The following is a 25252-nucleotide window of genomic DNA, read 5'->3' on the forward strand; positions in this document are numbered from 1 at the left end:
GCGCGCGCCCGGCCGGCCGTCGGATCAGATCGTGATCATTCCGGCCTAGGCGGGGTCCTCGCAGATCAGCCACAATGTCGGCGGCCCGGCCGTCGGCCGGCGAGCCGTCGCAGACCGCTCCACGGGGGAACCACATGTCCAGTCCCACTCCGCCGCCCGCCCCTGCCCGGAAGGGCTCGGCCGCCGCGCTCGGCTGGGTGCTCAGCATCGGCCTCAACATCGTGGCGCCGATCCTCATCTACAACCAGTTGAAGGCCCACGGCGCCACCGACTTCCAGGCTGTGCTGGCCGGAGGCCTGGGCCCGCTGGTGGACATCGCGGTCTACCTCGCCTGGCACCGCAGGGCCGACGAGTTCGCGCTGATCTCGCTGATCTTCATCGCGCTCAGCGGTGTCGCCGCCCTGATCGGTCCGCACGACGCCAAGCTGCTGCTGGCCAAGGACTCGGTGGTGACCGGCCTGTTCGGGGTGCTCTGCCTGGTCACCCTGGCGGCCCGCCGGCCGCTGATGTTCTACTTCGGCCGCAAGTTCGCCACCGACGGCACCCCGGAGCAGGTGGCCTGGTGGAACGGCCTGTGGCAGTACGAGGGCTTCCGCCGGGTGCAGCGCAACCTGACCATCGGCTGGGGCGTCGGCTTCCTGATCGAGGCCGTGGTGCGGGTGGTCTGCGTCTACTCGCTCACCGACGGCCAGGCCGTCACCGTCAACAACATCCTCCCCTACGCGGTCACCGGCCTGCTGGTCTTCTGGACCATGAGCTACGCCCGCCGCTCCCAGGCCCGCGGCCAGGCCGCGGCTGCCGCGGCTGCTGCCCAGCGGGCCTGAGCGTACTGACGAGTACCGAACGCGCTGGATCCTTCGGATACGGAGGATTTGGCGCGTTCATCGGACTCTCATGAATTCCGCGTAACCTCCCGAAACCATCAGCTGCTCGGCCGACAAGCCCAAGACCCCCGGGAGGCGGACCCCGTGACGACAGGGACTGTGACGACAGGAACGGTCTCCACCAGTGCGGCCGCGCTCTCCGGCGAGGCCTTCCTGCTGGTGGTGGACGACGAGCCGAACATCCGCGAGTTGCTCTCCGCCTCGCTGCGCTTCTCCGGGTTCCGGGTGGAGTCCGCGGCCACCGGCGAGGAGGCGCTGGCCGCGATCGCGCTGGAGCGCCCCGACCTGGTGGTGCTCGACGTGATGCTCCCCGACCTGGACGGTTTCACCGTGGTCGAGCGGCTGCGCGAGCAGACCCGCCGCCAGCAGATCGCCAACCCGGCCGGCCTGGCCGCCCGCCCCGGCCGTCCGCGCCCCGCCGATCACCTGCCGGTGCTCTTCCTCACCGCGAAGGACGGCACCGAGGACAAGGTGCACGGCCTGGCCTCCGGCGCCGACGACTACGTGACCAAGCCGTTCAGCCTGGAGGAGCTGATCGCCCGGATCCGGGCGATCCTGCGCAGGGCCGGCGGCCCGGCCGAGGACGGCCGGCTCACCGTGGCCGACCTGACCCTGGACCCGCTGGCCCACGAGGTCACCAGGGACGGCCGCCCGATCTCGCTCTCGCCCACCGAGTTCAAGCTGCTGCACTACCTGATGGCCAACGTCGGCCGGGTGGTCTCCAAGGCGCAGATCCTGGACCACGTCTGGGCCTACGACTTCGGCGGCGACCTGAGCATCGTCGAGTCCTACATCTCCTACCTGCGGCGCAAGCTGGACTCCGGCCCCGAGCACGGGCCGAAGCTGATCCACACCGTGCGCGGCATCGGGTACGCGCTGCGCCGCCCGCCGCAGCAGTCGCAGGACTGACGAGGTCATGCGGGGACAGCGTGTGCTGCGTGCGGGAGGCGCGAAGATCCGGCACGTCTTCTCGACGCTGCGCCCGCCCACGCTGCGCCGGCCCACGCTGCGCTCGATCCGCCCGGGTGCCGTGCTGCGCCGCACCGGACGGCTCTCGCTGAGGGCCCGACTGCTCGCGCTCACCCTGGTGCTGGTCACCACCGGCCTGGTGGTCAGCGACGTGGTGGTGCTCGGTACCGTGCGCGAGCAGCTCACCGGCCGGCTCGACCAGCAGCTGGAGCGCTTCGGCACCCAGCTCGCCCACCGCAACGGGCAGCACCAGCCGGGTGCCTCCGGCCAAGGGCGGTTCGGACCGCCCACCGAGCAGCAGGACCCCGACGACGGTCCCAAGCGACTGCAGAGTGCGAGCGGCCTGCCGAGCGAGTTCGAGGTCCGGATGCTCGCCGCCGACGGCAGCGTGGTGCGCACCTACCGCCAGCCGATCGCGGCCAGTGACCCCGAACCCGACCTGTCCGGGGTCACCAAGGCGACCGTCACCGACCACCTCGGCAGGGGCTTCGACCTGCCCGGCGGCCGGGACACCCACTGGCGGGCCCTGGTCCTGCCGATCCAGCGGGCCAACCCGCCCGCGCCCGGCACCAACCCGTCGTCCTACGTGATGGTGGCCAGCTCGCTCGACGACGTGAACTCCACCGTCTCGAAGCTCGGCGAGGCCTTCCTGGCGATCGGCGGCGCGGTGCTGTTGCTGATCGCCGGGCTCGGCGCCTTCGCGGTGCGGGCCGGGCTGAAGCCGCTGCGCCGGATCGAGGACGGCACCGAGCTGATCGCGGCCGGCGAGCTCTCCTACCGGATGCCGGAGCTGCCGCGCGGCACCGAGGTCGGCCGGCTCTCGCTGGCACTCAACGGGATGCTCGACCAGATCGAGTCCGCCTTCGCCGCCCAGGCCGCCTCGGAGGCGAGGATGCGGCGCTTCGTCGCGGACGCCTCGCACGAGCTGCGCACCCCGCTGGCGGGCATCCGCGGCTTCGCCGAGCTCTACCGGATGGGCGCGCTCGCCTCGGACCTGGACGTCAAGCGGACCATGGACCGGATCGAGAGCGAGGCGGTGCGGATGGGCGGCCTGGTCGAGGACCTGCTCACGCTGGCCCGCCTCGACGAGGAGCGCCCGCTCGACCTGGCCCCGATGGACCTGCGCACGCTGGCCGCCGACGCGCTGCACGACCTCACCGCGCTGGACCCCACCCGCCCGGTCTCGCTCACCGGCCCCGGCGGGTCCGGATCGCCCGGCGCGGCCGCCGTGCTCGGCGACGAGGCCCGGCTGCGCCAGGTGGTCACCAACCTGGTCGGCAACGCGGTCAAGCACACCCCGCGCGGCACCGCCGTGCGGATCGGGGTCGGCACCGGCGCCGACGGCTGCGTCCTCGAAGTGGCCGACTCGGGACCGGGCCTGACCCAGGACCAGGCCGAGCGCGTCTTCGAGCGCTTCTACCGCGTCGACGCCTCCCGCAGCCGCCACGACGGCGGCGGCGCCGGCCTGGGCCTGGCCATCGCCACCGCCTTCGCCCGCGCCCACGGCGGAGCCCTCGTGCTGCACACCGGCCCGGGCACCGGCGCCACCTTCCGGCTGACGCTGCCCCGATCGAGTGGTGACTAGGCAAACCCCCTTGCGCGCGTCCATCGGTGTGTGACCGTACGGCTGCGGCTTGTGCCACGGTGGCCCCGCCGCTCACACTGGACGGGAAGAGAGGTGTCCTCATGACGGCGCTCGCGACCGAGGTGATCACCGTGGACCTGGACCAGGCCCTGTGGCAGATGTGGCAGTCCATGGATGTTCCCGAGGGCTTCCACGCGGAGATCATCGAGGGAGTCATCGAGGTGTCACCGACCGGCGGCAGTCGCCATGCTCAGGTCAATCGCCGTCTCGCCAGAGCGCTCCACGACTTCCTTCGTGGCAGTGGCTTCGGGCCGGCGCAGGACTTCAACGTCATCCACGGCTTCAAGGTTCTGATCCCTGACGTCTTCGTCGCGCCCGACGAGACCGAGGAGATCGAGCACCCCGAGGGCCTGGGGGTGCTGACCTCCGGCGTCGGCCTCGTGGTGGAGACCGTCTCCCCGGGCAGCGACGCCCGCCAGCGCGACCTGGTCCGCAAGCACCGCGCCTACGCCCAGGCCGGCATCCCGGTCTACGTGATCATCGACGACTACGACACCGGTGGCGCCGTCACCGTCCTGAGCGGCCCCGATCCCAAGCGCGGCGCCTACGCCAGGTCCGTCCGTACTCCCTACGGCGAGGAGGCCCTCGTTCCCGAGGGCCCGGCCAAGGGCTTCGTGATCGGTCCGGAGATCACCGGCGGCCCGCTCGACCAGCAGGCCTGACCTTCACGCGTTCACGAGCGTTCCCCTCCGTCTTCACCCCACCCCCGCCACTTCCGGCCGCACAGGTGTGCGGCATACTGTCCTCAACGGTGAGCTTGTGAACGTGTTCACGTTCACAAGCTCGCAAGCTTGACCAGCAATGGCGCTGTTCATGGCAAAGGGCGGTTTTGTCCGATTCGTGAGGCAAGATCTGGGTCGAACCGGATCGAAACCCATCGAACCGGACAGTGGATCGAAGGAATGAGGGCGAAGTGCAGCTCGCGATCGCTCACGACACCATCGCGCGGTGGCAGTTCGGCGTCACCACCGTCTACCACTTCCTCTTCGTGCCGCTGACGATCAGTCTGGCGGCGGTCGTCGCGGGGCTGGAGACGGCCTGGGTGCGGACGGGCAAGGAGAAGTACTTCCACGCCACCAAGTTCTGGGGGAAGCTCTTCCTGATCAACATCGCCATGGGCGTGGTGACCGGGATCGTGCAGGAGTTCCAGTTCGGGATGAACTGGTCGGACTACTCGCGCTTCGTCGGGGACGTCTTCGGGGCGCCGCTGGCGATGGAGGCGCTGATCGCCTTCTTCTTCGAGTCCACCTTCATCGGCCTGTGGATCTTCGGCTGGGACAAGCTGCCGAAGAAGATCCACTGCGCCTGCATCTGGATGGTGGCGCTGGGCACCGTGCTCTCCGCGTACTTCATCCTGGCGGCCAACTCCTGGATGCAGCACCCGAACGGCTACACCATCGACCCGGTGACCAAGAAGGCCCAGCTCACCAGCATCACCCAGGTGCTCTTCCAGGACACCACGCTGGTCGTGGTCTTCCACACGCTCACCGCCGCCTTCCTGACCGGCGCCGCCTTCATGGTCGGCATCGCCTCCTGGCACCTGTGGCGGGCCAAGCGCCGCCCCGCCGAGGTGGACCGGCGCACCACCGCCTCGATGCGCACCTCGCTGCGGCTGGGCCTGGTGCTGGCCGTGGTCGCGGGCCTGGGCACCGCGCTCAGCGGGGACACGCTGGCCAAGGTGATGTTCGAGCAGCAGCCGATGAAGATGGCCTCCGCCGAGGCGCTCTGGGACACCGAGTCGCCCGCGCCGTTCTCCATCTTCGCGATCGGCAACGTGAACCAGGGCCACAACTCGGTCGAGTTGGAGATCCCCGGGATACTGTCCTTCCTCGCCAAGAGCGACTTCAGCTCGCCGGTGCCCGGCATCAACGACACCGCCGCCGCCGAGGCCGCCAAGTACGGCGGCCGACCGAGCGACTACATCCCCAACATCTTCGTCACCTACTGGGGCTTCCGGCTGATGATCGGGTTCGGGATGACCTCCTTCGTGGCCGGCGCGATCGGGCTCTGGACCACTCGGCGCAAGAAGTTCCTGGACCCCGGGTTCCGCACCGGCGAGGACGAGCCGCCGCGCCTGATGCTGACGAGGAACCGCGAGCTCGGCCCGCAACTGACCAAGTGGAGCTGGCGGATCGGGATCCTGACCATGGGCTTCCCGCTGATCGCCAACAGCTTCGGCTGGATCTTCACCGAGATGGGGCGTCAGCCCTGGTCCGTCTTCGGCCTGATGACCACCGCGGACTCGGTCTCGCCCAACGTCAGCGTGACCACCCAGGTGATCGCCTTCAGCACCTTCACGGCGCTCTACGCGATCCTCGCGGTGATCGAGGTCCGGCTGCTCGTGAAGTACGCCAAGGCCGGACCGGACGTCGACGAGCGCCCGCCCGCCAAGGACCCCACGCTGCGCGGCCCATCCTCGGACGAGGACGCCGACCGCCCGCTGGCCTTCGCCTACTGAGCCCGGGGAGCGGGACATGCAACTCCACGACGTCTGGTTCGTCCTGATCGCGGTCCTCTGGATCGGCTACTTCTTCCTGGAGGGCTTCGACTTCGGCATCGGCGTGCTGACCAAGCTGCTCGCCAGGGACCGGGCCGAGCGCCGGGTCCTGATCAACACCATCGGCCCGGTCTGGGACGGCAACGAGGTCTGGCTGCTCACCGCGGGCGGCGCCACCTTCGCGGCCTTCCCCGACTGGTACGCCACCCTGTTCAGCGGCTTCTACCTGCCGCTGCTGATCATCCTGGTCTGCCTGATCATCCGCGGCGTGGCCTTCGAGTACCGGCACAAGCGCAGCGAGGAGCGCTGGCAGGCCCGTTGGGAGCAGGCGATCTTCTGGACCTCGCTGGTGCCCGCCTTCCTCTGGGGCGTGGCCTTCGCCAACATCGTCCACGGCGTGGCGATCGACCAGCAGAAGAACTACACCGGTGGCTTCTGGGCCCTGCTGAACCCCTACGCGCTGCTCGGCGGCCTGACCACGCTGGTCCTCTTCACCTTCCACGGCGCGGTCTTCGCCGCGCTCAAGACGGTGGGCGGCATCCGGGAGCGGGCCCGCGCCATGGCGCTGCGGCTCGGCCTGGTGACGGCGGTGCTGGCGCTGGCCTTCCTGATCTGGACCCAGGCGCACCGCGGCGACGGCTGGAGCCTGGCCGCCCTGGTGGTCGCCGTCCTCGCGCTGCTCGGCGCGCTGGCCGCGAACCAACTGGCCCGCGAGGGCTGGGCCTTCAGCCTCTCCGGGCTGACCGTGGTGGCCGCCGTCGCGATGCTCTTCCTGTCGCTCTTCCCCGACGTGATGCCCTCCACCCTCGACCCGCGGTGGAGCCTGACGGTCGTCAACGCCGCCTCCTCGCCCTACACGCTGAAGCTGATGACCGTGGTCGCGGCGGTCTTCACGCCGATCGTGCTGCTCTACCAGGGCTGGACGTACTGGGTGTTCCGCAAGCGGATCGGCGTCCAGCACATCCCCGCGGCCGAGCCCGCCGCACCGGCCGCACCCGCCGCGGAGCGCTGAACCGATGAAGCCCATCGACCCCCGCCTGCTCGCCCAGGCCCGCACCACCCGGGTCTTCCTGGCCGGTTCGGTGCTGCTCGGCGGCCTCGGCGCGGTGCTGGTGCTCGGCCAGGCCACGCTGATCGCCGAGATCGTGGTCCGCTGCTTCCAGCAGGGCCAGGGCCTGCGGGAGCTGACCACCCCGCTGCTGCTGCTCGCGGCCACCGCGCTCGGTCGGGCGCTGGTGGCCTGGCTCACCGAGCTGAGCGCCCACCGCTCGGCTGCCCGGGTCAAGTCGCAGCTGCGCGGGCGTCTGCTGGAGCACGCCACCGCGCTGGGGCCCGGCTACCTCGCGGGCCGGCGCACCGGCGAGCTGACCACCCTGGCCACCCGGGGGATCGACGCGCTGGACGACTACTTCGCCCGCTACCTGCCACAGCTCGCGCTCGCTGTGGTGGTGCCGGTGGTGCTGCTGGCCAGGATCACCGGCGCGGACTGGGAGAGCGCGGCGGTCATCGCCGGGACGCTGCCGCTGATCCCGCTCTTCATGGTGCTGATCGGCTGGGCCACCAGGGACCGGATGGACCGGCAGTGGCGTTCGCTGGCCCGGCTCTCGCACCACTTCCTGGACGTGGTCGGCGGGCTGCCCACGCTCAAGGTCTTCAACCGCGCCAAGGCCCAGGCCGAGGCGGTGCGGCGGATCACCGACGAGTACCGCAGGGCCACCCTGCGCACGCTGCGGATCGCCTTCGTCTCCTCCTTCGCGCTGGAGCTGCTGAGCACCATCTCGGTCGCCCTGGTCGCGGTCTCGATCGGATTCCGGTTGGTGGACGGCTCGCTGAGCCTGCGGACCGGCCTGCTGGTGCTGATCCTGGCGCCCGAGGTCTACTTCCCGCTGCGCCAGGTCGGCGCGCTCTACCACTCCAGCGCGGAGGGGCTGGCGGCGGCCGAAGAGGTCTTCGCCGTCCTGGAGACCCCGCTGCCGCCCGCCGGCACCCGCCCCGCGCCCGCGCTCGCGGGCGCCACGTTGAGCGTCGGTCCGCTGACCGCCACCCACCCCGGGCGCACGGTGCCCGCGCTGTCCGGCGCGGCCCTGCGGCTGGCGCCCGGCAGCACGACCGCGCTCACCGGGCCCAGCGGGGCGGGCAAGAGCACGCTGCTCGCGGTGCTGCTCGGCTTCGTCCGGCCGGAGGCGGGCGGCGTGACGGTCACCGCCGCCGACGGGAGCCGCCACGACCTGGCGGAGCTGGACCCGGCCTCCTGGCGCGCTCAGATCGCCTGGGTCCCGCAGCACCCGCAGCTCTTCGCCGGCACCGTGGCCGAGAACGTGCGGCTGGCCCGGCCGCAGGCCTCGTACGCCTCGGTCAGGGCCGCGCTGGCGGCCGCGCACGCGCTGGACTTCGTGCAGCGGTTGCCCCAGGGCCTGGACACCGTGCTCGGCGAGGGTGGTGCGGGTCTCTCGGCCGGTCAGCGGCAGCGGCTCGCGCTGGCCCGCGCGCTGCTGACGGACCGTCCGCTGGTCCTGCTGGACGAGCCGACCGCCCACCTGGACGCCTTGAGCGAGGCGGCGATCGTCGAGGCGGTGCGGGCGCTGGCGGCCGACCCGGCGCGCACGGTGCTGCTGGTGGCGCACCGCCCGGCGCTGCTGGCGGTGGCGGACGAGCGGGTGGCGCTGACGACTCCTCAGGTCGCCGGTGCTCCCCGCGGTGTTTCACGTGAAACGGTGCCGGCGGCGATGTCGGTGCCGGCGGCGTCGGCTGCTGGGTCCGGCGAGGCCGTCGGGTCCGGCGAGGCCGTCGCGGTGGAACCCGGTGCGGACACCCCCGCACTGTCACTCGGTACCCCCGCGCTGCCCCTCGGCTCCTCCGGCACCCCGCTGCGTCGGATCTCCGCGCTCTTCGCGGCCGCCGAGGCCGGCCGGCCCCGGCGCCGGTTCGCGCTCGCCGTGCTGCTCGGCAGCCTGGCGCTCGGCTGCGCGGTGGCGCTGCTGGCGACCTCGGGGTGGCTGATCTCCAAGGCCTCGCAGCAGCCGCCCGTGCTCTACCTGATGATGGCGGTCACCTCGGTGCGGGCCTTCGGGGTGGGCCGCGGCTTCTTCCGCTACTGCGAGCGCCTGGTCTCGCACGACGCGGTGCTGCGCACCCTGGGCAGCCTGCGGGTGACGGTCTACCGGCGGCTGGAGCGGCTGGCGCCCGCCGCGCTGCCCGCCTTCCGGCGCGGTGACCTGCTGTCGCGGCTGGTCGCGGACGTGGACGCGGTGCAGGACTGGTACCTGCGCTGGCGGCTGCCCGCCGCCGTCGGGCTGACCGTCTCGCTGGCCGCCTCGGCGGGGCTGGCGCTGCTGCTGCCCGGCGCCGGGATCGCCCTGGCCCTGGGCCTGCTGCTCGCGGGCGCGGCGGTCCCGGTGCTGGCCGCCCGACTGGCCGGTCGCACCGAGCGCCGGCAGGCGCCGGCCCGCGGCGAACTCGCCACGGCCGTGGTGGACACCTGCACCGGCACCGCCGAGCTGACCGTGGCCGGCGCGCTGCCCGAGCGGCTCGGCGCGGTGCGGGCGGCCGACGCCCGACTGACCGACCTCGCCGCCCGCTCGGCCGCCACCACCGCGCTGGGCGCCGGCCTGACCGCGCTGCTCACCGGGCTGACCGTGGCCGCCTGCGCGGCCCTCGGCGTGGCGGGTGTGCGCTCCGGCAGCCTGAACGGCCTCAGCCTGGCGCTGGTGATCCTCACCCCGCTGGCCGCCTTCGAAGCGGTGGCCGGCCTGCCCGGCGCGGTCCAGGTCCGCGAGCGCAGCCGGGCGGCGGCCGGGCGGCTGACCGAGATGGTGGACACCCCGGACCCGGTGGCCGAGCCCGCCGAGCCGCTCGCGGCACCGGCCTCCCCGTTCCCGCTCGCGGTGCGCGGACTGCGGGTCGGGTGGCCAGGACAGCAGGTCCTCGCACTGGACGGCGTCGACCTGGACCTCGCGGCCGGGCGCCGCGTCGCGGTGGTCGGTCCGTCCGGCTCCGGCAAGACCACGCTGGCGCACACGCTGCTCCGGCTGCTCGACCAGCGCGCGGGCCGGATCACCCTGGCCGCCGGCTGTCCACAGGCTGTGGACAGCCGGGCGCTGGACGGCGACGCGGTGCGCGGGCTGATCGGCCTGTGCGCCCAGGACGCGCACGTCTTCGACAGCTCGCTGCGCGAGAACCTGCGGCTGGCCCGCCCCGGGGCGCCGGACGCCGAGCTGCGCGGAGCGCTGGCCGCCGTCCGCCTGCTCGACTGGGTGGACACCCTGCCCGAGGGCCTGGACACCATGGTCGGCGAGCACGGCGCGCGCCTGTCGGGCGGCCAGCGCCAGCGGCTGGCGCTCGCCCGCGCGCTGCTGGCCGACTTCCCGCTGCTGATCCTGGACGAGCCGGCCGAGCACCTCGACCTGCCCACCGCCGATGCCCTGACGGCCGACCTGCTGGCGGCCACCGAGGGCCGGGCCACCCTGCTGATCACCCACCGCCTGGCCGGTTTGGCCGAGGCGGGGGTGGACGAGATCGTGGTGCTGGACGGCGGCCGGGTGGTCGAGCGGGGTGACTGGAGTGAGCTGACGCTGCGTCCTCAAGGACGACTCCGGGCTTTGTGGGAGCGGGAGTTGGCAGCGGATCAGCTGGTGGGGGTGTAGTCGGCCGGTCCGCGCCGATTCCGTCGGCGCGGACCGGCCACCCGAGCACGGCGGTCGTCCACCCGGTCCAACGCTGGTCGATGTACGGCTCCGGTCCCACCTTGAACAGGTGGCAGACGGACGCCGAGCCAGTCCAGGCGCCGCAGGGTGGGGTGCCCGACCACCACCGTGTCCGACCGGAGGACCAGATTCGCCGCCAGTGCGGCGCCGCCTGCCTCAAGGAGTTCGCCCGCCGCAACCAGGAGCGCAACGCCGTCCTGGAGCGGGTGCGCGAGGAGGCCCAGTGGATCGGCGATTCGGTGCAGGTCTGCGAATGGCTGGCCCTGGAGTTCGGGATCCGCGCTTCGCAGTCCGCCGGTGACTGGGCCGACTGGGCGGCCGAGCAGTTGAACGCACCTGTAGCGGAGTGGGGCTCGCCTGGCCGGTGCCCCACGAGGCGCGGCGTCCGCACCCTGCTCAGCCGATCGTCGATGGTGCCAACCGGTCCATGGCAGAGGGCTGATGGGGTTCCGGTGGGGGTGCGGGGGTGCGATGCCGGCGGTTCGGTCCATGAGTGAGGGGCGGACGGCATGGCGGTGCGGTGGGGTGGGCCGGTCGACGTGCCGCGTCAGGCCGTTCCGCCGCTGGTCACAGGCCTGTCCCTGCCGGTGAATCGGTGCCGCAGCGCCTATGGTCGAGGCATGGCGACCACTCCCGCGCCCGGCGACCCCGCGCAGCCCGGACCTGTTCCCCACCGGGTGCCGGAGATCTCCTCGCTGGGCCTGGACACCCTGGTGACCGAGGTCTCCGAGCGGCTGCAGTCCGCCGCCGCCGTCACCGACCGGATGCAGCGGCTGCTGGAGGCGGTGGTCTCGGTCGGCGCGGGCCTGGACCTGCACGCGACGCTGGAGCGGATCGCGGCCGGTGCCGCGGAGCTGGTCGACGCCCGGTACGCCGCGCTGGGGGTGATCTCGCCCGGCGGCCACGGGCTGAGCGACTTCATCCACGTCGGCATCGAGGACGCCACCGCCGCCGAGATCGGTGACCTGCCCGCCGGGCTCGGGATCCTGGGGGTGTTGATCGACCACCCCGAGCCGCTGCAGCTGGAGGACCTCACGCAGGACCCGCGCTCGGCCGGAGTCCCACCGCACCATCCGCCGATGGGCTCCTTCCTGGGCGAGCCGATCCGGGTCCGCGAGGAGGTCTTCGGCAACCTCTACCTGACCGAGAAGCGCGGCGACGGCGGCTTCACCCCGGAGGACGCCCAGGTGGTGCACGCGCTGGCGGCCGCCGCCGGGGTGGCGATCGAGAACGCCCGGCTCTACGAGGAGGGCCGCCGCCGCGAGCGCTGGATCGCGGGGGCGGCCGCCGTGACGACCACGCTGCTCTCCACCGACAAGGCGCACGACGCGCTCTCGGTCGCCGCCGAGCAGGTGCGCGAACTGGCCGACGCCGAGCTCGGGATGATCATGTTGCCCACCGGCGACGGCGGCCTGCGGGTCTCGCACGCCTCGGGCCGGGACGCCGAGTACGTGATCGGCGAGCTGGTGCCGGGTACGGGGTACGCGGCCAGACTGCGCGACGGTGAGAGCGTCTTCATCGACGACATGTCGAAGGACCCGGCCCTGGTGATGCGACTGGCCCGCCGCTACGGTCCTTCGATGGCGCTGCCGATGGTCGCCGCCGGCCAGGTGCTCGGCGGCCTGGTGGTCTGGCGGGCCCGGGGCGGACGTCCGTTCAGCCAGGCCACCAAGGAGCTCGCGGCCACCTTCGCCTCGCAGGCCGCGCTCGCCCTGCGGCTGGCCGAGGGGCAGCGGGACCAGCAGCGGCTGGCCGTCTTCCAGGACCGCGACCGGATCGCCCGCGACCTGCACGACCTGGTCATCCAGCGGCTCTTCGCCACCGGGATGATGCTGGAGAGCGCCGCGCGCCGGGCGGCCGTCCCCGAGGTCACCGAGCGGATCGGCCACGCGGTGGACGAGTTGGACGCCACCATCCAGGAGGTCCGCACCACCATCTACGCGCTCCAGCACGACGACCACGGCGAGGAGCCGGACACCCTGCGCACCCGGGTGCTGCGCGAGGGAAGCCAGGCGGCCGCCGCGCTCGGGTTCCGCCCCTCGGTCACCTTCGCAGGTCCGGTGGAGTACCTGGTCGGCGACGCCACGGCCCGTCAACTCCTGGCCGCATTGCGCGAGATGCTCTCCAACACGGCACGCCACGCGCGCGCCTCCCGGGTCGGCGTCGAGGTCGACGCCACCGTCCACCTGGACGGCGGCGGCCACCCGCTCTCCGGTGATCCCGAGTCGCCCGACCGCCCGGGTCGTCCGGGGGTGCTGCTCACCGTCACCGACGACGGGGTCGGCATCCCCGCGGGCGGTCGACGCAGCGGGCTGGCCAATCTGCGCCGCCGCGCCGAGAACCTCGGTGGCGACGCCTGGCACGAACCGGGCCCGGGTCGCCGCGGCACCCGGGTCCGCTGGTCGGCGCGGCTGTGAGGCGGCCGGTGCGGCGGTGCGGTGGCGGTGCTGTGGCGGTGCGGCGGTGCGCGGCAGCGCGGCCGGGCGCTTGCCCGGCCTTGCCGGTGCGGGGGATCAGACCGTCGCCGGCTCCCAGGCGAAGGCGGCCATGCGCTCGTCCACCGGGGCCTCGGTGAGGCGGTTGGCGAAGGTGGAGAGGGTGTAGGTCCCGATGCCGAGCACCACCTCCAGGGCGTTGCGGGTGGTGAACCCGTGGCTCAGGAAGTCGTCCAGGGACTCGGTGGAGGGTGAGCCGGCGGTGGCGAGCAGTTCGAGGGTGAAGCGGCGGACGGCGGCCAGCCGGGGGTCGGGGAGCTCGGTGCCGTCGCGCAGGGCGCTGATCACGGCGGGGTCGGCCTTCAGCTTGGTCAGCTTGGCGGTGTGCATGGCCACGCAGAGGTGACAGACGTTGCGGGTGGCGATGGTGAGCACCACCACCTCGCGGGCCACCGGGTCCATCGTGCTGCGCTCGAACTTGGCGCTCATCTCCAGGAATCCGGTGAGCGCCTCGGGTGATTCGGCCATCCGCCCGACGGCCTCGGGCAGGTGGCCGAGGTGGCGCTGGGTGGACTCCATGGCGGAGCGGGACCCGGCCGGGGCGGACTCGACGGTGTGGGTGGGGAAGTACTGTCGGGACATAACGGATCGGTCTCCTCGTTCGACGTGCAATGGACAACGTGGTTGACTAAAAACGTAAACCAAGTTGTCGATCTACGCAAGGGGAGTCCGTCGTGAGTGAGTGCGCTTCGGAGCGGGAGAGCTACGGGTTCGAGCTGCCACTGCTGCTCTTCGCGGGTTTCCGCTCGATCATCGACCAGCTGCACGCCGAACTCGCCGTGCAGGGCCACCCGGGCGCCCGCCCGGCGCACGGCTTCGCCCTGCAGGCCGTGGGGCCGCAGGGCGCGAGCGCGAGCGAGGTGGGGCGGCGGCTGGGCGTCTCCAAGCAGGCGGCCGGCAAGACGATCGACCGGCTGGAGGCGCTCGGTTACGTGGCGCGGGCCGATGATCCGGCCGACGCCCGGCGCAAGCTGGTCCGGCTCACCCCGCACGGCCTGGACCTGCTGGCCCGCTCGGCCGCCGTCTTCGAGCGGCTGCGCGCCGACTGGGCGTCGCGGCTGGGCGAGGGGCGGGTGCGCGAACTGGAACGGGACCTGCGGACCATGGTGCCGGCGGAGTACTTCCGGCTGGACGTGGCCGGGTGGCTGGGGCAGTAGGGCGCCGGTCGGGGCCGCGCCGCCCGTCCGGCCTGCCGGCTGGTCAGCCGGCTGGTCAGCCGGTCAGCAGCGGCAGGCCGACCGCCAGGACGAGCAGTGCCGCGAGGAAGAGCACCGAGTACGGGCTGCCCATGTTGAGTGTCCAGCCGAAGCCGAACCGCTTGGGGACGAAGAGCGCGGAGTCCTCGCGGTTGAGGTAGACCAGGCCGCCCAGGCGCCAGTGCCGGTCGTCGTCCTGGTGCTCCAACTGGTCCTCCACGCGTGCGCCGGCCGGCCGCTGTTGCTCCTGCGCGTCGTCCGTGCCGACCGTGCCGACCGTACCGTCCGTGCTGACCGGGATCCGGCTGCCGTTCTGCCCGCTGCGGATCGCCACCACCAGCAGCGTGCCCAGGGCCAGTACGAGCGGCAGCAGCACCGGCAGCACCGCGATCTCGTGGTCACCGCGCCAGATCTGCCAGGCCGCCACCGCGATGCTCAGGTCGGCGCACGCGGTCAACAGCAGCAGGCAGCGCGCCATCCTGGTCAGGAAGCGGCGGTGCTGATCGGCCGTCACCTTGGCCCGGGCCGGCTCCAGGTCGGGCCGGGCCCGGAAGACCAGCAGGCAGAGCAGGATCAGCAGTACGGTGAGCGCGAGCTGGGCGAGGACCGGAGCGAAGGCGCTGCCCACCGACTTGGCCGCGAAGTGGTCGACCCGCCCGGCGCCGTTGTAGTGGGTGGGAAGTCGATCGGGCATCGACGGGTAGCGCAGGATGCCCGCCACCAGCGTCCCGGCCGTCAGCAGCACCGGCGGCAGCGTCCAGGCCCACGGCAGCCGGGCCGGGTCGGTGCGCAGCGAGGTGTCCGCGACCACGCCCTGGCGCAGCCCCCGGAACCACGCCTCGCGCTGCTTGACCGCGCTGATCGCCCGGTGCGCGCGCAGGTAGCCCGCGATGTCCACGGCCAGCACCGCGCAGGTCGTCACGGCCGGGGTGAGGAGACTGCCGCTGCTCAGCCCCCAGGCCGTCCCGGCGAGGAGCACCGCCCCGCCGGCGAGCGCGACCCAGCGCCGGTAGGTGCCGCGCTGGGCGGCGATCACCGGCTCCTCGACCCGTTCGGCGGGCACCCGCACGCCGAACGGCAGGGTGGGTGCGGTGAGGGCGGGCATCAGCCAGGCTCCGAGCAGGAGCAGTAGTGGTACGGCGGCCTGGAAAAGAAGTATGACGGTGGTGCTCATGCCGGGTCTCCCAACTCCGGGGCGGGTAGTGCGGACGGCAGGCCGAAGCCGTCGAGGGTGGCGGCGCAGTCGGCCAGCACCGCCGGGCCGTCCAGGCCCTGCGCCGCCGCCTCCGCGAGCAGGGTGCGCAACCGCGCCCGCCACTGCTCGGTGAAGACGGTGGGCGGGGGGCCGGAGGCCGGGTCGCGCTGGATCACCGCGCCGCTCTTGCGGTTCAGGATCAGCAGGCCCTCCTGCCGCAGCAGGTCGTAGGCCTTGTTGACGGTGTGGAAGTTGATTCCCAGGTCGGCCGCGAGCTCCCGGGTCGAGGGCAGGGCGCTGCCCGTGGCCAGCTCGCCCACGGCGATGGCCTCCACGACGCGGTCCCGGAGCTGCTGGTAGATCGGGACCTCGCTGTTCAGGTCAAGGGTGAGGAGCATGATGGCTTCCATTCCTGTCGGTCTGCTCTATTACTTATAGAACAGACCGACAGGCAGCGCAAGGCGCCTTGGCATCCGCTTGAGCCCCGTGAGCCCCTTGAGCCGCATGAGCCCCCGCCTGCTCAGCCGCCCGAGCGGGCGGCCCGGTAGCGGCCGGGGGTGGTGCCGAAGGCGCGGTTGAACGCGTGCGAGAGCGCGTACGGCGAGCCGTAGCCGACCTGGCGGGCGATGGTGTCGATCGGCGCCTCGGTGTCGCGCAGCAGCGTGGCGGCCCTGGTCATCCGCCACCAGGCGAGGTAGGCCATCGGGGTCCGGCCGACCAGCATGGTGAAGCGGCGGCCCAGGGTGGCCCGGGAGACCCCGGCCCTGGCCGCCAGCAGCTCGTTGCTCCAGGGGCGCTCGGGCGCCTCGTGCAGGGCGCGCAGTGCCGCCGCGACCGCGGGGTCGGCCAGCGCGGCCGACCAGTCGGTGGCGGCCGGCTCCTGCGCCATCCAGGCCCGCACCAGGTAGACCAGCAGCAGGTCGAGCAGCCCCGGCAGCACCACCCCGGCGCCCGGTGCGTCCTGGGTCACCTCCCGCCCCAACAGCTCGATCGCGGACCGCAGTTCGACATGGTCGCCGACCCGGTTCGGCAGGTGGATCACGTCCGGCAGCTCGGCCATCAGCGGGTGTCGGTGGCGGCCGTCCAGCAGGTACTTGCCGCAGAGCAGCTCGGCCAGTGCCGGGGCGTTCGCCGGTGGCGGCGCGGTGCGGCGGGCCTCCCACTCCTCGAAGATGACGGCCCGCTCGACGGCCTGGGGCTCCATCGGTCCGCTGGCCAGCACGTAGCCGGTGCCGTGCGGCAGCAGCACCACGTCGCCCGGGCCCAGCGTCAGCGGCGGGCCGCCGCCGTCCGGCAGCAGCCAGCAACTGCCGCGCAGGGCCACGAGGAAGCCGGCGCCGTCGTAGGCGGCCACCCGGGCGCACCACGTCCCCGCCACCCGCAGCCGGGTGGAGGAGGGCCGTCCGACCCGCACGGCCGAGATCGCGTCGCTGAGTACGTCCACGGGCCCCAAGGTAGCCCGGGCGCGTCATCGGAGTGAAGCCAAGTGAGCTTCTCGCGTATCCAGTTGAGCCGATCACGCATTGAGGCGCTCATCGGTGGCTCCTTAGGCTCGGGCCACCGAACGGTACGAGTGAAGGACGGGGAACGATGGCACACCTCACCCTGGGCAAGGTCGAGATCAACCGGGTGCTTGAGCGGCGGGGGCCGTTCGTCCCGGTGGCGATGCTGCTGCCCGGCATCGCGGCGGAGTTCTGGCAGCAGAACCGGGACTGGCTCGCTCCCGACTTCTGGGAGCCGGAGAGCGGCGCGATGGTGGGCTCCGTGCAGACCTGGGTGCTGCGCAGCGAGGGACGCACGATCCTGGTCGACACCGGCGTCGGGAACGGCCGGCACCGCCCGACCATGCCGCAGTTCGGCGGCTGGGACACCGACTTCCTGGACCAGCTGGCGGCCATCGGGGTGCGTCCCGAGGACGTCGACGTGGTGGTCAACACGCACCTGCACCCCGACCACGTGGGCTGGAACACCGAGTGGCGGGAAGGGAGTTGGCAGCCCACCTTCCCCAACGCCCGCTACCTGCTGGCCGCCGCCGACTTCGCGGCCGCAGACCCCGGGCAGGCGGGCCGCCCCGCCCCGCGCGACGAGGCCGAGCGCGACCGCCGCGAGGGTGACGCGCAGCTCTTCGCCGAAACCATCGCCCCCGTCCACCGGGCGGGGCAGCTGGAGCTCTGGGAGGGCAGCCACCGGATCGACGGCAGCCTGACGCTGGAGGCGGCGCCCGGCCACACCCCCGGCTCCTCGGTGCTGCGACTGGCCTCCGGCACCGACCGCGCGGTCTTCGTCGGCGATCTGCTGCACAGCCCCGCGCAGATCCTGGAGCCCAGCTGCAACAGCTGCTTCTGCGAGGATCCGGCGCTGGCCGCCGCCACCCGCCTGCGGGTGCTCGGCCGGGCCGCGGAGCAGCGGGAACTGGTCGTCCCGGCGCACTTCGGGGGCACGGGGGTGTCCGAAGTGCGCCGGGCGGGGGACGGCTTCGCGATCACCCGGTGGGCGGGCGCGGAGCACTGAGGGGGCGGGACCGAAGGGCGGGGCCGAGGGGCGAGGGGCTCGGCATGGCGTCAGCCGGCCCCATCCGGGGGAGGCCGACGGCGCGGCACCTCGCCCACTAGCCCGCGGAACGTTGGGCCGCGTACCGTACAACCAGGTATGCCCTGGACAATTCACTTGTTCACAAGCCTTGCGGGTCGCGTCTGGAGGAGGGCCACGATGCTGTTGAGCTTCAGGATCGCCAATTTTCGTTCTCTCCGGGATGAGCAGGACCTGGATCTTCGCTGCGTCTACCGGAAAGAAGAGCGGGCGCTTCGGGTAGCCGCCATCTACGGCTCCAACGCCTCCGGGAAGTCGAATGTCCTGAATGCGTTGAAGTTCATGCACGACGCGATCACGGAGCAGAACCGGGAGTGGCTGCACTCTCCGGGGACACCTCGGGTCCCGTTCCTCCTGGATGAGGAGTCGCGGAGCCGTCCGACATCGTTCGCGGTCGACTTCATCGCCTCCGGGACGCATTACTCCTATGGATTCGGCATCGACGGATCAGTGGTCACCGATGAATGGCTGCACAGGTACGAGGGCGATGTCGAGGAGGTCGTCTTCGACCGGCGCCTGGATCAGTACACCCTCGGGGCGCGCGTGAAGTCACCGCGGCTGGAACTGCTCCAGGACATCACGCCCGGTAACGGGCTGTTCGTCAGCTACGCCGCGCGGGCGAAGATCGAAGTGCTCCAGGACGTCTTCGACTGGTTCCACAAGAAGCTCTGGTTCATCAATGACGAGTTGAGCAACGAGCGGGTGCGCCGCCAGCACACCGCCGGCATGCTCGACTCGGCCGAGGCATCCGACCGAGTAAGGCGGATGATTCGCGCTGCGGACCTGGGGATCTCGAACGTGCGGACCATCTCGCACGTGCCCGTGCTCGGCCCGGAGTACGCGGACGCGTTGATCAAATTGTCAGTTGAATCGCAGCCGGCGGCTGAACTGGTGGATTTTCAGGTGGCAGCTGATGCCGCGGTGCGCCAGCTTCGCCCGCAGAAGCAGCAGACCACCGTGTTCGAGCACTCCGGGGAACGTGACGCGGAGTTCTCCTTCGGAGACGAGTCGAAGGGGACCCGGACCTGGTTCGGACTCATCGGATTCGTGCTCGATGCGCTCGATCAGGGCCATACCCTGGTGGTCGACGAGCTGGACACAAGCCTTCATCCGCTCCTGGTGGGCCAACTCGTGCGGCTCTTCCAAGGGCCCGAGTCGAATCCGAACGCGGCTCAGCTCATTTTCACCAGCCATGACGTGTCGCTGCTCGGCAGGCGTGCTGGGGAGGAAATTCTCAGGCGGGACGAGATCTGGTTCACGGAGAAGGGGGCCGACGGCGCCTCGGAAATTTTCCCGCTGACCGACTTCAAGCCCCCCCAGGGCCTGAACTGGGAGCGTCGGTATCTCGGTGGTTCGATCGGCGCGATCCCGAAGATTGCCGGATCCGCTCTTGCCGACGCCTCCCGGTCCACTGCGAGCCAGGCTGATGAGTGATTTCCGCAGACGGATCCCGAGGAGTCGCAAGGAAGTCTGCCGCCGGGTCTTCAGGAGCCGGCTGCTCGTCTTCTGTGCCTCGAAGAAGACGGAGAAGCAGTACCTCCAGGAACTGAAGAGCGAAACCAAGAACATGACGGTCTCCATCAAGGTCGTGGCGGAGCCGGGTGATCCGCTCTCCGTGGTCCGGGCCGCCCGGAAGTATTGGAAGGCGAACGTCGACGACTTCGATGCCTGTTGGGTCGTGACGGATGTCGATGATTTCGATCTGACCGCCGCCCGCCAGGAGGCGCGTCAGGCCGGTATCGGGTTGGCAGTGTCCGATCCGTGTTTCGAGTACTGGCTTCTCCTGCACTTCCGCAGCCATGATTCGCACCTTTCCTCGTACAAGAGCGTGGAGCGGCTCCTGGCGAAGCACGTTCCCGGGTACGACAAATCCGATCTGGACTTCAGCCCATTCAAGGGCGGAGTTGCCGATGCCGTCGAGCGGGCCCGGAAGAGATGGGACGAATGCGAGGGTCTCGCCGACAGGAACCCGTCGACGCGGATGCATGAAATTGTGAGCGAGATGCTCGCCTGAATATGCCGATCACGCGGATCGGTGCTGCGTACGGCACGGCACGGCCTGGCGAGGCCGTCGCCGGCCTCGTCGGGAGCGCCGGCCACTGGTAGCGTCGCTGCTTCTTCGCCTGCCGCCTCCTCCACGGCGCAACCCGGCGCCGCGACCAGAGCGGTGCCCCGACAGGACGGGATCCCCTGTGCCGACCGACGCCGGATCAGCCAGCCGCCGCTGGCACGCGTTCGCCGCCCCGCTCGCCGTCGGCCTGCCCGTGGTGGGCGCCGCGGTCGACGAGACCACCGGCAGCGGCATCGGCCGCGCCTTCGCGATCGGCGCCGTGCTCGGCACGCTGCTGGCCGCCTGGGTCTGCACCCCGGCGGGCCGGCTCTGGGTGGCCCTCGCGCCGCCGGTGCTGGTGCCGCTGCTCATAGCGGCGGCCGAACTGCTCCGCCACGGGGACGAGTACCGGGGCAGCGCCCTGGCCGCCGGCGCGGTGCGGTGGGGCACCGAGGCGTTCCCGGTGATCCTCCTCTCGATCGGGGCGGCGCTGCTGGTGACCTTGGTGCGGGTGGCCGCCGGGCGCGGCGCCGGGCGCGGTGCCGGGCGTGGCATGTCGCTGAGCTGAGCGGGGAAATGTGACGCGGGTCACCGGAAAAGGGTGACAGGACGTTGTCGCGGACGGCTGCGAATGTCGACGCATGACGATGACGATGACGATCACGGACGAGGACTGCCTCGCCGAGACCCTGGCCTTCAATGAGCGCTTCGAGACCGCTGCCGCCGGCCGACCGGCTCGGGGGCGAGCGCTGGACGCGGCCACCATGGCGCTGCTGCGGCGCAACCGGCTCGGTGGCGACGCCCCGCCGGTGCGGCTGCCGCAGGGCCAGGACCGCGTCGTCGCGGGCGGGGTGAAGGTCCGGGTGTTCGTGCCGGACCAGGTCGACGGCGTGTACCTGCACATCCACGGCGGCGGCTGGGCGTTCGGCTCGGCGGACGGGCAGGACGAGAGGCTGTGGCAGCTCGCCACCCGGACTCGGCTGGCCGTGCTGAGCGTGGAGTACCGCCTGGCGCCGGAGCACCCTTTCCCCGCCGGGCCGGACGACTGCGAAGCGGCCGCCCGGTGGCTGGTGGACCACGCCGAGGCCGAGTTCGGCACCCGGCGGTTGCTGATCGGCGGCGAATCGGCCGGCGCCCACCTGAGCGTCCTGACCCTGCTGCGCCTTCGCGACCGGCACGGGATCACCGGCGCTTTCCGGGCGGCACACCTGCTCTTCGGCCCGTACGACCTGTCGATGACGCCGAGTCAGCGCTCCTTCGGCTCCAGGCAGCTGCTGAGCAACACCGAATCACTGCGGGGCAGTTATGAGCTCCTCACACCGGGGACGGGGCCGGAGCAGCGCCGCGACCCGGAGGTCTCGCCGCTCTTCGCCGATCTGGCCGACCTGCCGCCCGCCCGGATCGTCGTGGGCACCGAGGACCCGCTGCTGGACGACTCGCTCTTCCTGGCCCAGCGGTGGCAGGTGGCGGGGGCGCCCGTGCAACTCGGCGTCGTGGCAGGCGCGATGCACGGCTTCACGCTCTTCCCCTCGACCATCACCGAGCGGGAGCTGCGGCGGCAGGTGGACTTCCTGGCCGGCGCGTGAGGGGCGTGAGGGGCGTGAGGGGCGTGAGGGTGTGAGGGGCGTGAGGACGTGAGGGTAGCGTCGGCCCCATGAACCGTACAGCCCGGCTCTACGCCCTGGTCGAGGAGTTGCGCGCGGCGGCGCCGCGGCCGGTGACGGTGGCGGCGCTCGCCGCGCGTTTCGAGGTGAGCGCGCGCACGGTGCAGCGCGATCTCCAGGCGCTGATGGAGACCGGTGTCCCGGTGCGTGCCACGACCGGGCGGGGCGGGGGTTGGTCGATCGACCCGGCGATGACCCTCCCCCCGGTCCGCTTCACCGCCGACGAGGCCTCGGCGCTGGTCGCCGCACTCGCCGCGGCCGATGCCTCGGCCCCCTACGCGGGCGCGGCCCGCACGGCGGCCCAGAAGATCGCGGCCTCGATGACCGGTCCCGCCACGGTGGCGGCCCAGGAGCTCGCCGCGCGGATCGTCACGCTGCCGGCCCGGACCGCGCAGCCGGTGCGGGCCGCGGTGGAGCGGGCGCTCACCGACGGCACGGTGCTGCGTCTCTCCTACGCCGACGCGGCGGGGCGGGAGAGCGAGCGCGTGGTGGAGCCGGCCGGACTGCTCACCGCCGACGGCAAGTGGTACCTCATCGCCTGGTGCCGCACCCGGCGGGCCGGTCGCGGCTTCCGGCTGGACCGGATCACCGCGGCCACCCCGACCGCCGAGCAGGCACCGCCCCACGACCTGGCCGCCCTGCTGGCCGGCTCGTCCGCCGCCGACGCGGCGCGGCCCACCGCGCTCGCGCCCCTCGCCACCGCGCCCTGAGGAACCGGGCGCTCCGGTCAGCAGCCGGGCAACTCGCCGGTGCGGAGGGCGGCGACGAACGCGGACCACGCGGGGGCGGGGAAGTCGAGGGCGGGGCCGGCGGGGTCCTTGGAGTCACGGACGGGGACGGTGGGGAGGCGGTCCACCACTTCGACGCAGGCGTCCTCGGGGTTGCTGTAGGAGCTCTTGCGCCACAGGGATGCGGAAGGGATCATTTCTCGGCCTCCTCTTCGATGATGCTTCGGATCAGAGCGCGGGTCTCACGAACGGACAGTGCGTGTGATCGTAGCATTTCGAAACGTCGCGCTCGGACTGCTACATCTCTTGCGACGCTTACGACTTGACCGTAGTTCAGGGCCTCGATGTAGGCAATGAGTGGCTCCTCCGGGAGGTCGAAGAAGATCACTGATGCATCGAACGGGTACGCCCCGGCAGCGGAGAACGGCAGCGCCTGGATCACCACGTTCGGCCGTTCTCCTGCAGTCAGCAGATGTTCGAGTTGCCGTCGCATGAGGGCGGGGCTCCCAATGGTGCGTCGCAGCGCCGATTCGTCGATCAGTGCTGTGTACATGAGTGAGTCCTCGCCGCTCAGTCGATTCTGCCTGGACATTCGAACGCTCAGGCGATCCTCGATGGCATCGGGCTGGCCGGGGATGTCCAGTTCGAAGAGCGTCCGGGCGTATTCCTCCGTCTGCAGGAGTCCGGGAAGCCACTGCAGCTGGAAGTGCCTTATCGCGGTGGCTGCCTGTTCGATCTCGGTATAGGTGTCGAGCGTCTTGGCGGCTTTCGCCTCCTCGTCCAGGATGCTCGTCCACATTCGGCCCAAAGAGCCGCCGGTGTTCAGGACTTCATCGCATCTACGCGGGAACTCGTCATCAGCGGGCGCACGTTGACCGGTCTCGATCATTCCGATCAGTGAACGCGCGCAATGGACCTTGGTTGCCAAATCCTGCTGCGACAGGCCCTGCCTTTCCCGGTGGAACTTCAACTCCACTCCGAACAGGACGAGCGAACGCGTGAGCGCATCCTGATCCGTCTTCCGTCGAGCCACGGTGCACCCCCGGTCACGAAACCTGCTGTGGAGCCCTGATCACTCGTCACACTACCCACGCTGCCCGATGCTTAATACCGGAACGGCAAACCGCCTTCCGCCCGGCGCAGCCAGCCGTCCGGGCATTCCCGTGCCCTTTCTCCCGGAGGCTTCCGATGTCCGAAACGCCGTACTCCCCGCACTCCCCGCACTCTCCGCACTCCCCCCTCCTCCTCGAAGCCGCCGAGAACTGCTGGCTGCCCCGGGGCAGTCGGACCCCGGCGCTCGCCCGGCGGCTGCTGCGCGGGCTGCTGGCGAGCGTCGAGGGCGGTCACCGGTTCGTGGAGACGGGGGAGTTGCTGCTCTCGGAGCTGGCGACCAACGCGGTCACCCACTCCCGGGCGCCGGGGAGGCTGATCTTCGTGGACCTGCACGCGAACGGTGAGCGGTTGCGGATCGAGGTGCACGACGCGGGCGGCAGCAGGCCCGAACTCGCCGTGCCCGCACCGGAGGACGAGCACGGGCGTGGCCTGCTGCTGGTCAACACGCTGGCCAAGCAGTGGGGTTGCACCGATCGGCCGAACGGTCCGATCGGGAAGATCGCCTGGTGCGAGGTAGGGCCGGACAGTCTCGCCGCCTATGACGCGTAGTGCGCCGCGGCCAGCGCCGCCTCACGGGCGACGGCCGCCCGCAGCTCCGGCGGGCCGAGTACCTCGGCGGCCGCGCCCAGGCGCAGCAGGTCGCCCACCGCCACCGCCAGGGTCTCGATCGGGAGGTCCACCCGGAGCCAGCCGTCCGCCTCCGGTGCTCCGGCGCTCTCCAGGGCGCGGGCGCCCGCCGCTCCGAACCGGGCCGGCAGCAGCTGGGCCGCGTCCGGGGAGATCCGCAGCTCGGCGCTGCCCTGGTAGAACATCGCGGTCAGCCTTTCGTTCGACTCGGTCCAGTAGGCGGGCAGGTCGAAGCCCGCCGGTCGCTCGAAGACCTCCTCGGTCAGCTCGACGGTGAGGAAGCGCGAGACCCGGTACGTGCGCGGGGCGCCGCCGTCCCCCGGGGCCGCGACCAGGTACCAGATCCCGCTCTTGAGCACGAGGCCCAGCGCCCGCAGCTCGCGCCGCACCTCGCCGCGCCAGCGCCGGTAGTCGCAGCGCAGCACCCGCTGTTCCCAGACCGCCCGGGCGATCTCGCCGAGCCAGGGCACCGGATCGGCCTCCCGGAACCAGGCGGGCGCGTCCAGGTGGAAGCGCTCCTGCACCCGGCGTGCCCGGTCGGCCAGCGGACCCGGCAGCGCCGCCTGCACCTTGAGCTGCGCGGCGGCCAGGGTGGCGCCCAGGCCGAGGTCGCGGGCGGGGCCGGGGGCGCCGGCCAGGAAGAGCGAGCCCGCCTCGGCGTCGGTGAGCCCGGTGAGCCTGGTGCGGTAGCCCTCCACCAGCCGGTAGCCGCCGGCCGGGCCGCGCTCGGCCAGCACCGGGACGCCGGCCGCGCCGAGCGCCTCGACGTCCCGGTAGACGGTGCGGACGGAGACCTCCAGCTCGGCGGCGAGCACGGGTGCGGTCAGGGGGCCGCGGTTCTGCAGCAGCAGGAGCAGCGAGAGGAGCCGGTCGGCGCGCATGGCGGCCATTGTGGCG

At 72.0% G+C, this 25252-nt stretch carries 24 protein-coding genes; 17 read left to right on the forward strand and 7 right to left on the reverse strand.

The features are described 5' to 3' along the window. The first annotated feature begins 134 nt into the window (after window positions 1-134). The 9 genes from OG455_RS20200 to OG455_RS20240 all read left to right on the forward strand — a co-directional run bounded on the left by OG455_RS20200 (window position 135) and on the right by OG455_RS20240 (window position 13115). Complete coding sequence (locus OG455_RS20200) at window positions 135-824, forward strand: VC0807 family protein (protein WP_266295693.1); 690 nt, start codon at window positions 135-137, stop codon at window positions 822-824. A gap of 159 nt (window positions 825-983) precedes the next feature. Continuing rightward, the gene (locus OG455_RS20205) at window positions 984-1793 is read left to right on the forward strand and encodes a response regulator transcription factor (protein WP_266300888.1); all 810 of its coding nucleotides are present in this window, start codon (window positions 984-986) and stop codon (window positions 1791-1793) included. A gap of 7 nt (window positions 1794-1800) precedes the next feature. Beyond that, window positions 1801-3438 (forward strand): cell wall metabolism sensor histidine kinase WalK, encoded by a 1638-nt coding sequence (locus OG455_RS20210; RefSeq protein WP_266295694.1) that lies wholly within the window; start codon window positions 1801-1803, stop codon window positions 3436-3438. Window positions 3439-3539: 101 nt separating this feature from the next. Further along, window positions 3540-4160: a Uma2 family endonuclease gene (locus OG455_RS20215; protein ID WP_266295695.1), complete on the forward strand. Its 621-nt coding sequence runs from the start codon at window positions 3540-3542 to the stop codon at window positions 4158-4160. Window positions 4161-4411: 251 nt separating this feature from the next. Beyond that, window positions 4412-5956 carry a cytochrome ubiquinol oxidase subunit I gene (locus OG455_RS20220; RefSeq protein WP_266295697.1) on the forward strand — a complete coding sequence of 515 codons (1545 nt, stop codon included), beginning with the start codon at window positions 4412-4414 and terminating at the stop codon, window positions 5954-5956. Between the two features lie 16 nt (window positions 5957-5972). Then, window positions 5973-7007, forward strand: coding sequence for a cytochrome d ubiquinol oxidase subunit II (gene cydB, locus OG455_RS20225; protein WP_266295699.1), 1035 nt, complete (start codon window positions 5973-5975; stop codon window positions 7005-7007). Between the two features lie 4 nt (window positions 7008-7011). Further along, window positions 7012-10638, forward strand: a complete 3627-nt coding sequence (gene cydD / locus OG455_RS20230; protein WP_266295701.1) for a thiol reductant ABC exporter subunit CydD — start codon at window positions 7012-7014, stop codon at window positions 10636-10638. A gap of 152 nt (window positions 10639-10790) precedes the next feature. Then, on the forward strand, window positions 10791-11195 hold the full coding sequence (locus OG455_RS20235; RefSeq protein WP_266295703.1) for a hypothetical protein: 405 nt from the start codon (window positions 10791-10793) through the stop codon (window positions 11193-11195). 123 nt (window positions 11196-11318) lie between these two features. Further along, the gene (locus tag OG455_RS20240; RefSeq protein WP_266295705.1) at window positions 11319-13115 is read left to right on the forward strand and encodes a GAF domain-containing sensor histidine kinase; all 1797 of its coding nucleotides are present in this window, start codon (window positions 11319-11321) and stop codon (window positions 13113-13115) included. A gap of 96 nt (window positions 13116-13211) precedes the next feature. Here the strand turns inward: OG455_RS20240 and OG455_RS20245 are convergent, their stop codons facing one another. Continuing rightward, window positions 13212-13775, reverse strand: coding sequence for a carboxymuconolactone decarboxylase family protein (locus tag OG455_RS20245; RefSeq protein WP_266295707.1), 564 nt, complete (start codon window positions 13773-13775; stop codon window positions 13212-13214). A gap of 92 nt (window positions 13776-13867) precedes the next feature. Between OG455_RS20245 and OG455_RS20250 the strand changes: the two genes are divergently transcribed. After that, complete coding sequence (locus OG455_RS20250) at window positions 13868-14350, forward strand: MarR family winged helix-turn-helix transcriptional regulator (RefSeq protein ID WP_266295709.1); 483 nt, start codon at window positions 13868-13870, stop codon at window positions 14348-14350. Window positions 14351-14405: 55 nt separating this feature from the next. Here the strand turns inward: OG455_RS20250 and OG455_RS20255 are convergent, their stop codons facing one another. The 3 genes from OG455_RS20255 to OG455_RS20265 all read right to left on the reverse strand — a co-directional run bounded on the left by OG455_RS20255 (window position 14406) and on the right by OG455_RS20265 (window position 17028). Beyond that, window positions 14406-15563, reverse strand: coding sequence for a DUF1648 domain-containing protein (locus tag OG455_RS20255; protein ID WP_266295711.1), 1158 nt, complete (start codon window positions 15561-15563; stop codon window positions 14406-14408). Continuing rightward, window positions 15560-15982 (reverse strand): GntR family transcriptional regulator, encoded by a 423-nt coding sequence (locus tag OG455_RS20260; protein ID WP_266295713.1) that lies wholly within the window; start codon window positions 15980-15982, stop codon window positions 15560-15562. The genes OG455_RS20255 and OG455_RS20260 overlap by 4 nt, the downstream gene beginning before the upstream one ends. 122 nt (window positions 15983-16104) lie before the next feature. Next, window positions 16105-17028 carry an AraC family transcriptional regulator gene (locus OG455_RS20265; protein ID WP_266295715.1) on the reverse strand — a complete coding sequence of 308 codons (924 nt, stop codon included), beginning with the start codon at window positions 17026-17028 and terminating at the stop codon, window positions 16105-16107. Window positions 17029-17174: 146 nt separating this feature from the next. Between OG455_RS20265 and OG455_RS20270 the strand changes: the two genes are divergently transcribed. The 6 genes from OG455_RS20270 (at window position 17175) to OG455_RS20295 (ending at window position 22597) form a co-directional block, all read left to right on the forward strand. Beyond that, window positions 17175-18095 (forward strand): MBL fold metallo-hydrolase, encoded by a 921-nt coding sequence (locus OG455_RS20270; protein ID WP_266295717.1) that lies wholly within the window; start codon window positions 17175-17177, stop codon window positions 18093-18095. A gap of 198 nt (window positions 18096-18293) precedes the next feature. Next, window positions 18294-19607: an ATP/GTP-binding protein gene (locus OG455_RS20275; protein WP_266295719.1), complete on the forward strand. Its 1314-nt coding sequence runs from the start codon at window positions 18294-18296 to the stop codon at window positions 19605-19607. Continuing rightward, window positions 19600-20187 (forward strand): RloB family protein, encoded by a 588-nt coding sequence (locus OG455_RS20280; protein ID WP_266295721.1) that lies wholly within the window; start codon window positions 19600-19602, stop codon window positions 20185-20187. The genes OG455_RS20275 and OG455_RS20280 overlap by 8 nt, the downstream gene beginning before the upstream one ends. Before the next feature lie 178 nt (window positions 20188-20365). After that, entirely contained in the window at window positions 20366-20791 is a 426-nt protein-coding gene (locus OG455_RS20285) for a DUF6542 domain-containing protein (protein WP_266295723.1), read from the forward strand. Between the two features lie 73 nt (window positions 20792-20864). Beyond that, window positions 20865-21809, forward strand: coding sequence for an alpha/beta hydrolase (locus OG455_RS20290; protein ID WP_266295725.1), 945 nt, complete (start codon window positions 20865-20867; stop codon window positions 21807-21809). 68 nt (window positions 21810-21877) lie between these two features. Next, complete coding sequence (locus OG455_RS20295) at window positions 21878-22597, forward strand: YafY family protein (RefSeq protein ID WP_266295727.1); 720 nt, start codon at window positions 21878-21880, stop codon at window positions 22595-22597. 17 nt (window positions 22598-22614) lie between these two features. On the opposite strand, the gene OG455_RS20300 is transcribed toward OG455_RS20295, so the two are convergent. Beyond that, on the reverse strand, window positions 22615-22812 hold the full coding sequence (locus OG455_RS20300; RefSeq protein ID WP_266295729.1) for a DUF397 domain-containing protein: 198 nt from the start codon (window positions 22810-22812) through the stop codon (window positions 22615-22617). After that, window positions 22809-23648, reverse strand: a complete 840-nt coding sequence (locus OG455_RS20305) for a helix-turn-helix transcriptional regulator (protein ID WP_266295731.1) — start codon at window positions 23646-23648, stop codon at window positions 22809-22811. Before OG455_RS20305 ends, OG455_RS20300 begins: the two co-directional genes overlap by 4 nt. A gap of 155 nt (window positions 23649-23803) precedes the next feature. Here OG455_RS20305 and OG455_RS20310 point away from each other — a divergent pair, with 155 nt between their 5' ends. After that, the gene (locus OG455_RS20310) at window positions 23804-24277 is read left to right on the forward strand and encodes an ATP-binding protein (RefSeq protein ID WP_266295733.1); all 474 of its coding nucleotides are present in this window, start codon (window positions 23804-23806) and stop codon (window positions 24275-24277) included. Here OG455_RS20310 and OG455_RS20315 read toward each other — a convergent pair. Continuing rightward, a complete protein-coding gene (locus tag OG455_RS20315; RefSeq protein ID WP_266295735.1) occupies window positions 24265-25236 on the reverse strand; it encodes a YafY family protein in 972 nt (323 codons plus the stop codon). The genes OG455_RS20310 and OG455_RS20315 overlap by 13 nt on opposite strands. Between the last annotated feature and the right edge of the window lie 16 nt (window positions 25237-25252).

Source organism: Kitasatospora sp. NBC_01287 (assembly GCF_026340565.1).
Lineage (GTDB): Bacteria > Actinomycetota > Actinomycetes > Streptomycetales > Streptomycetaceae > Kitasatospora.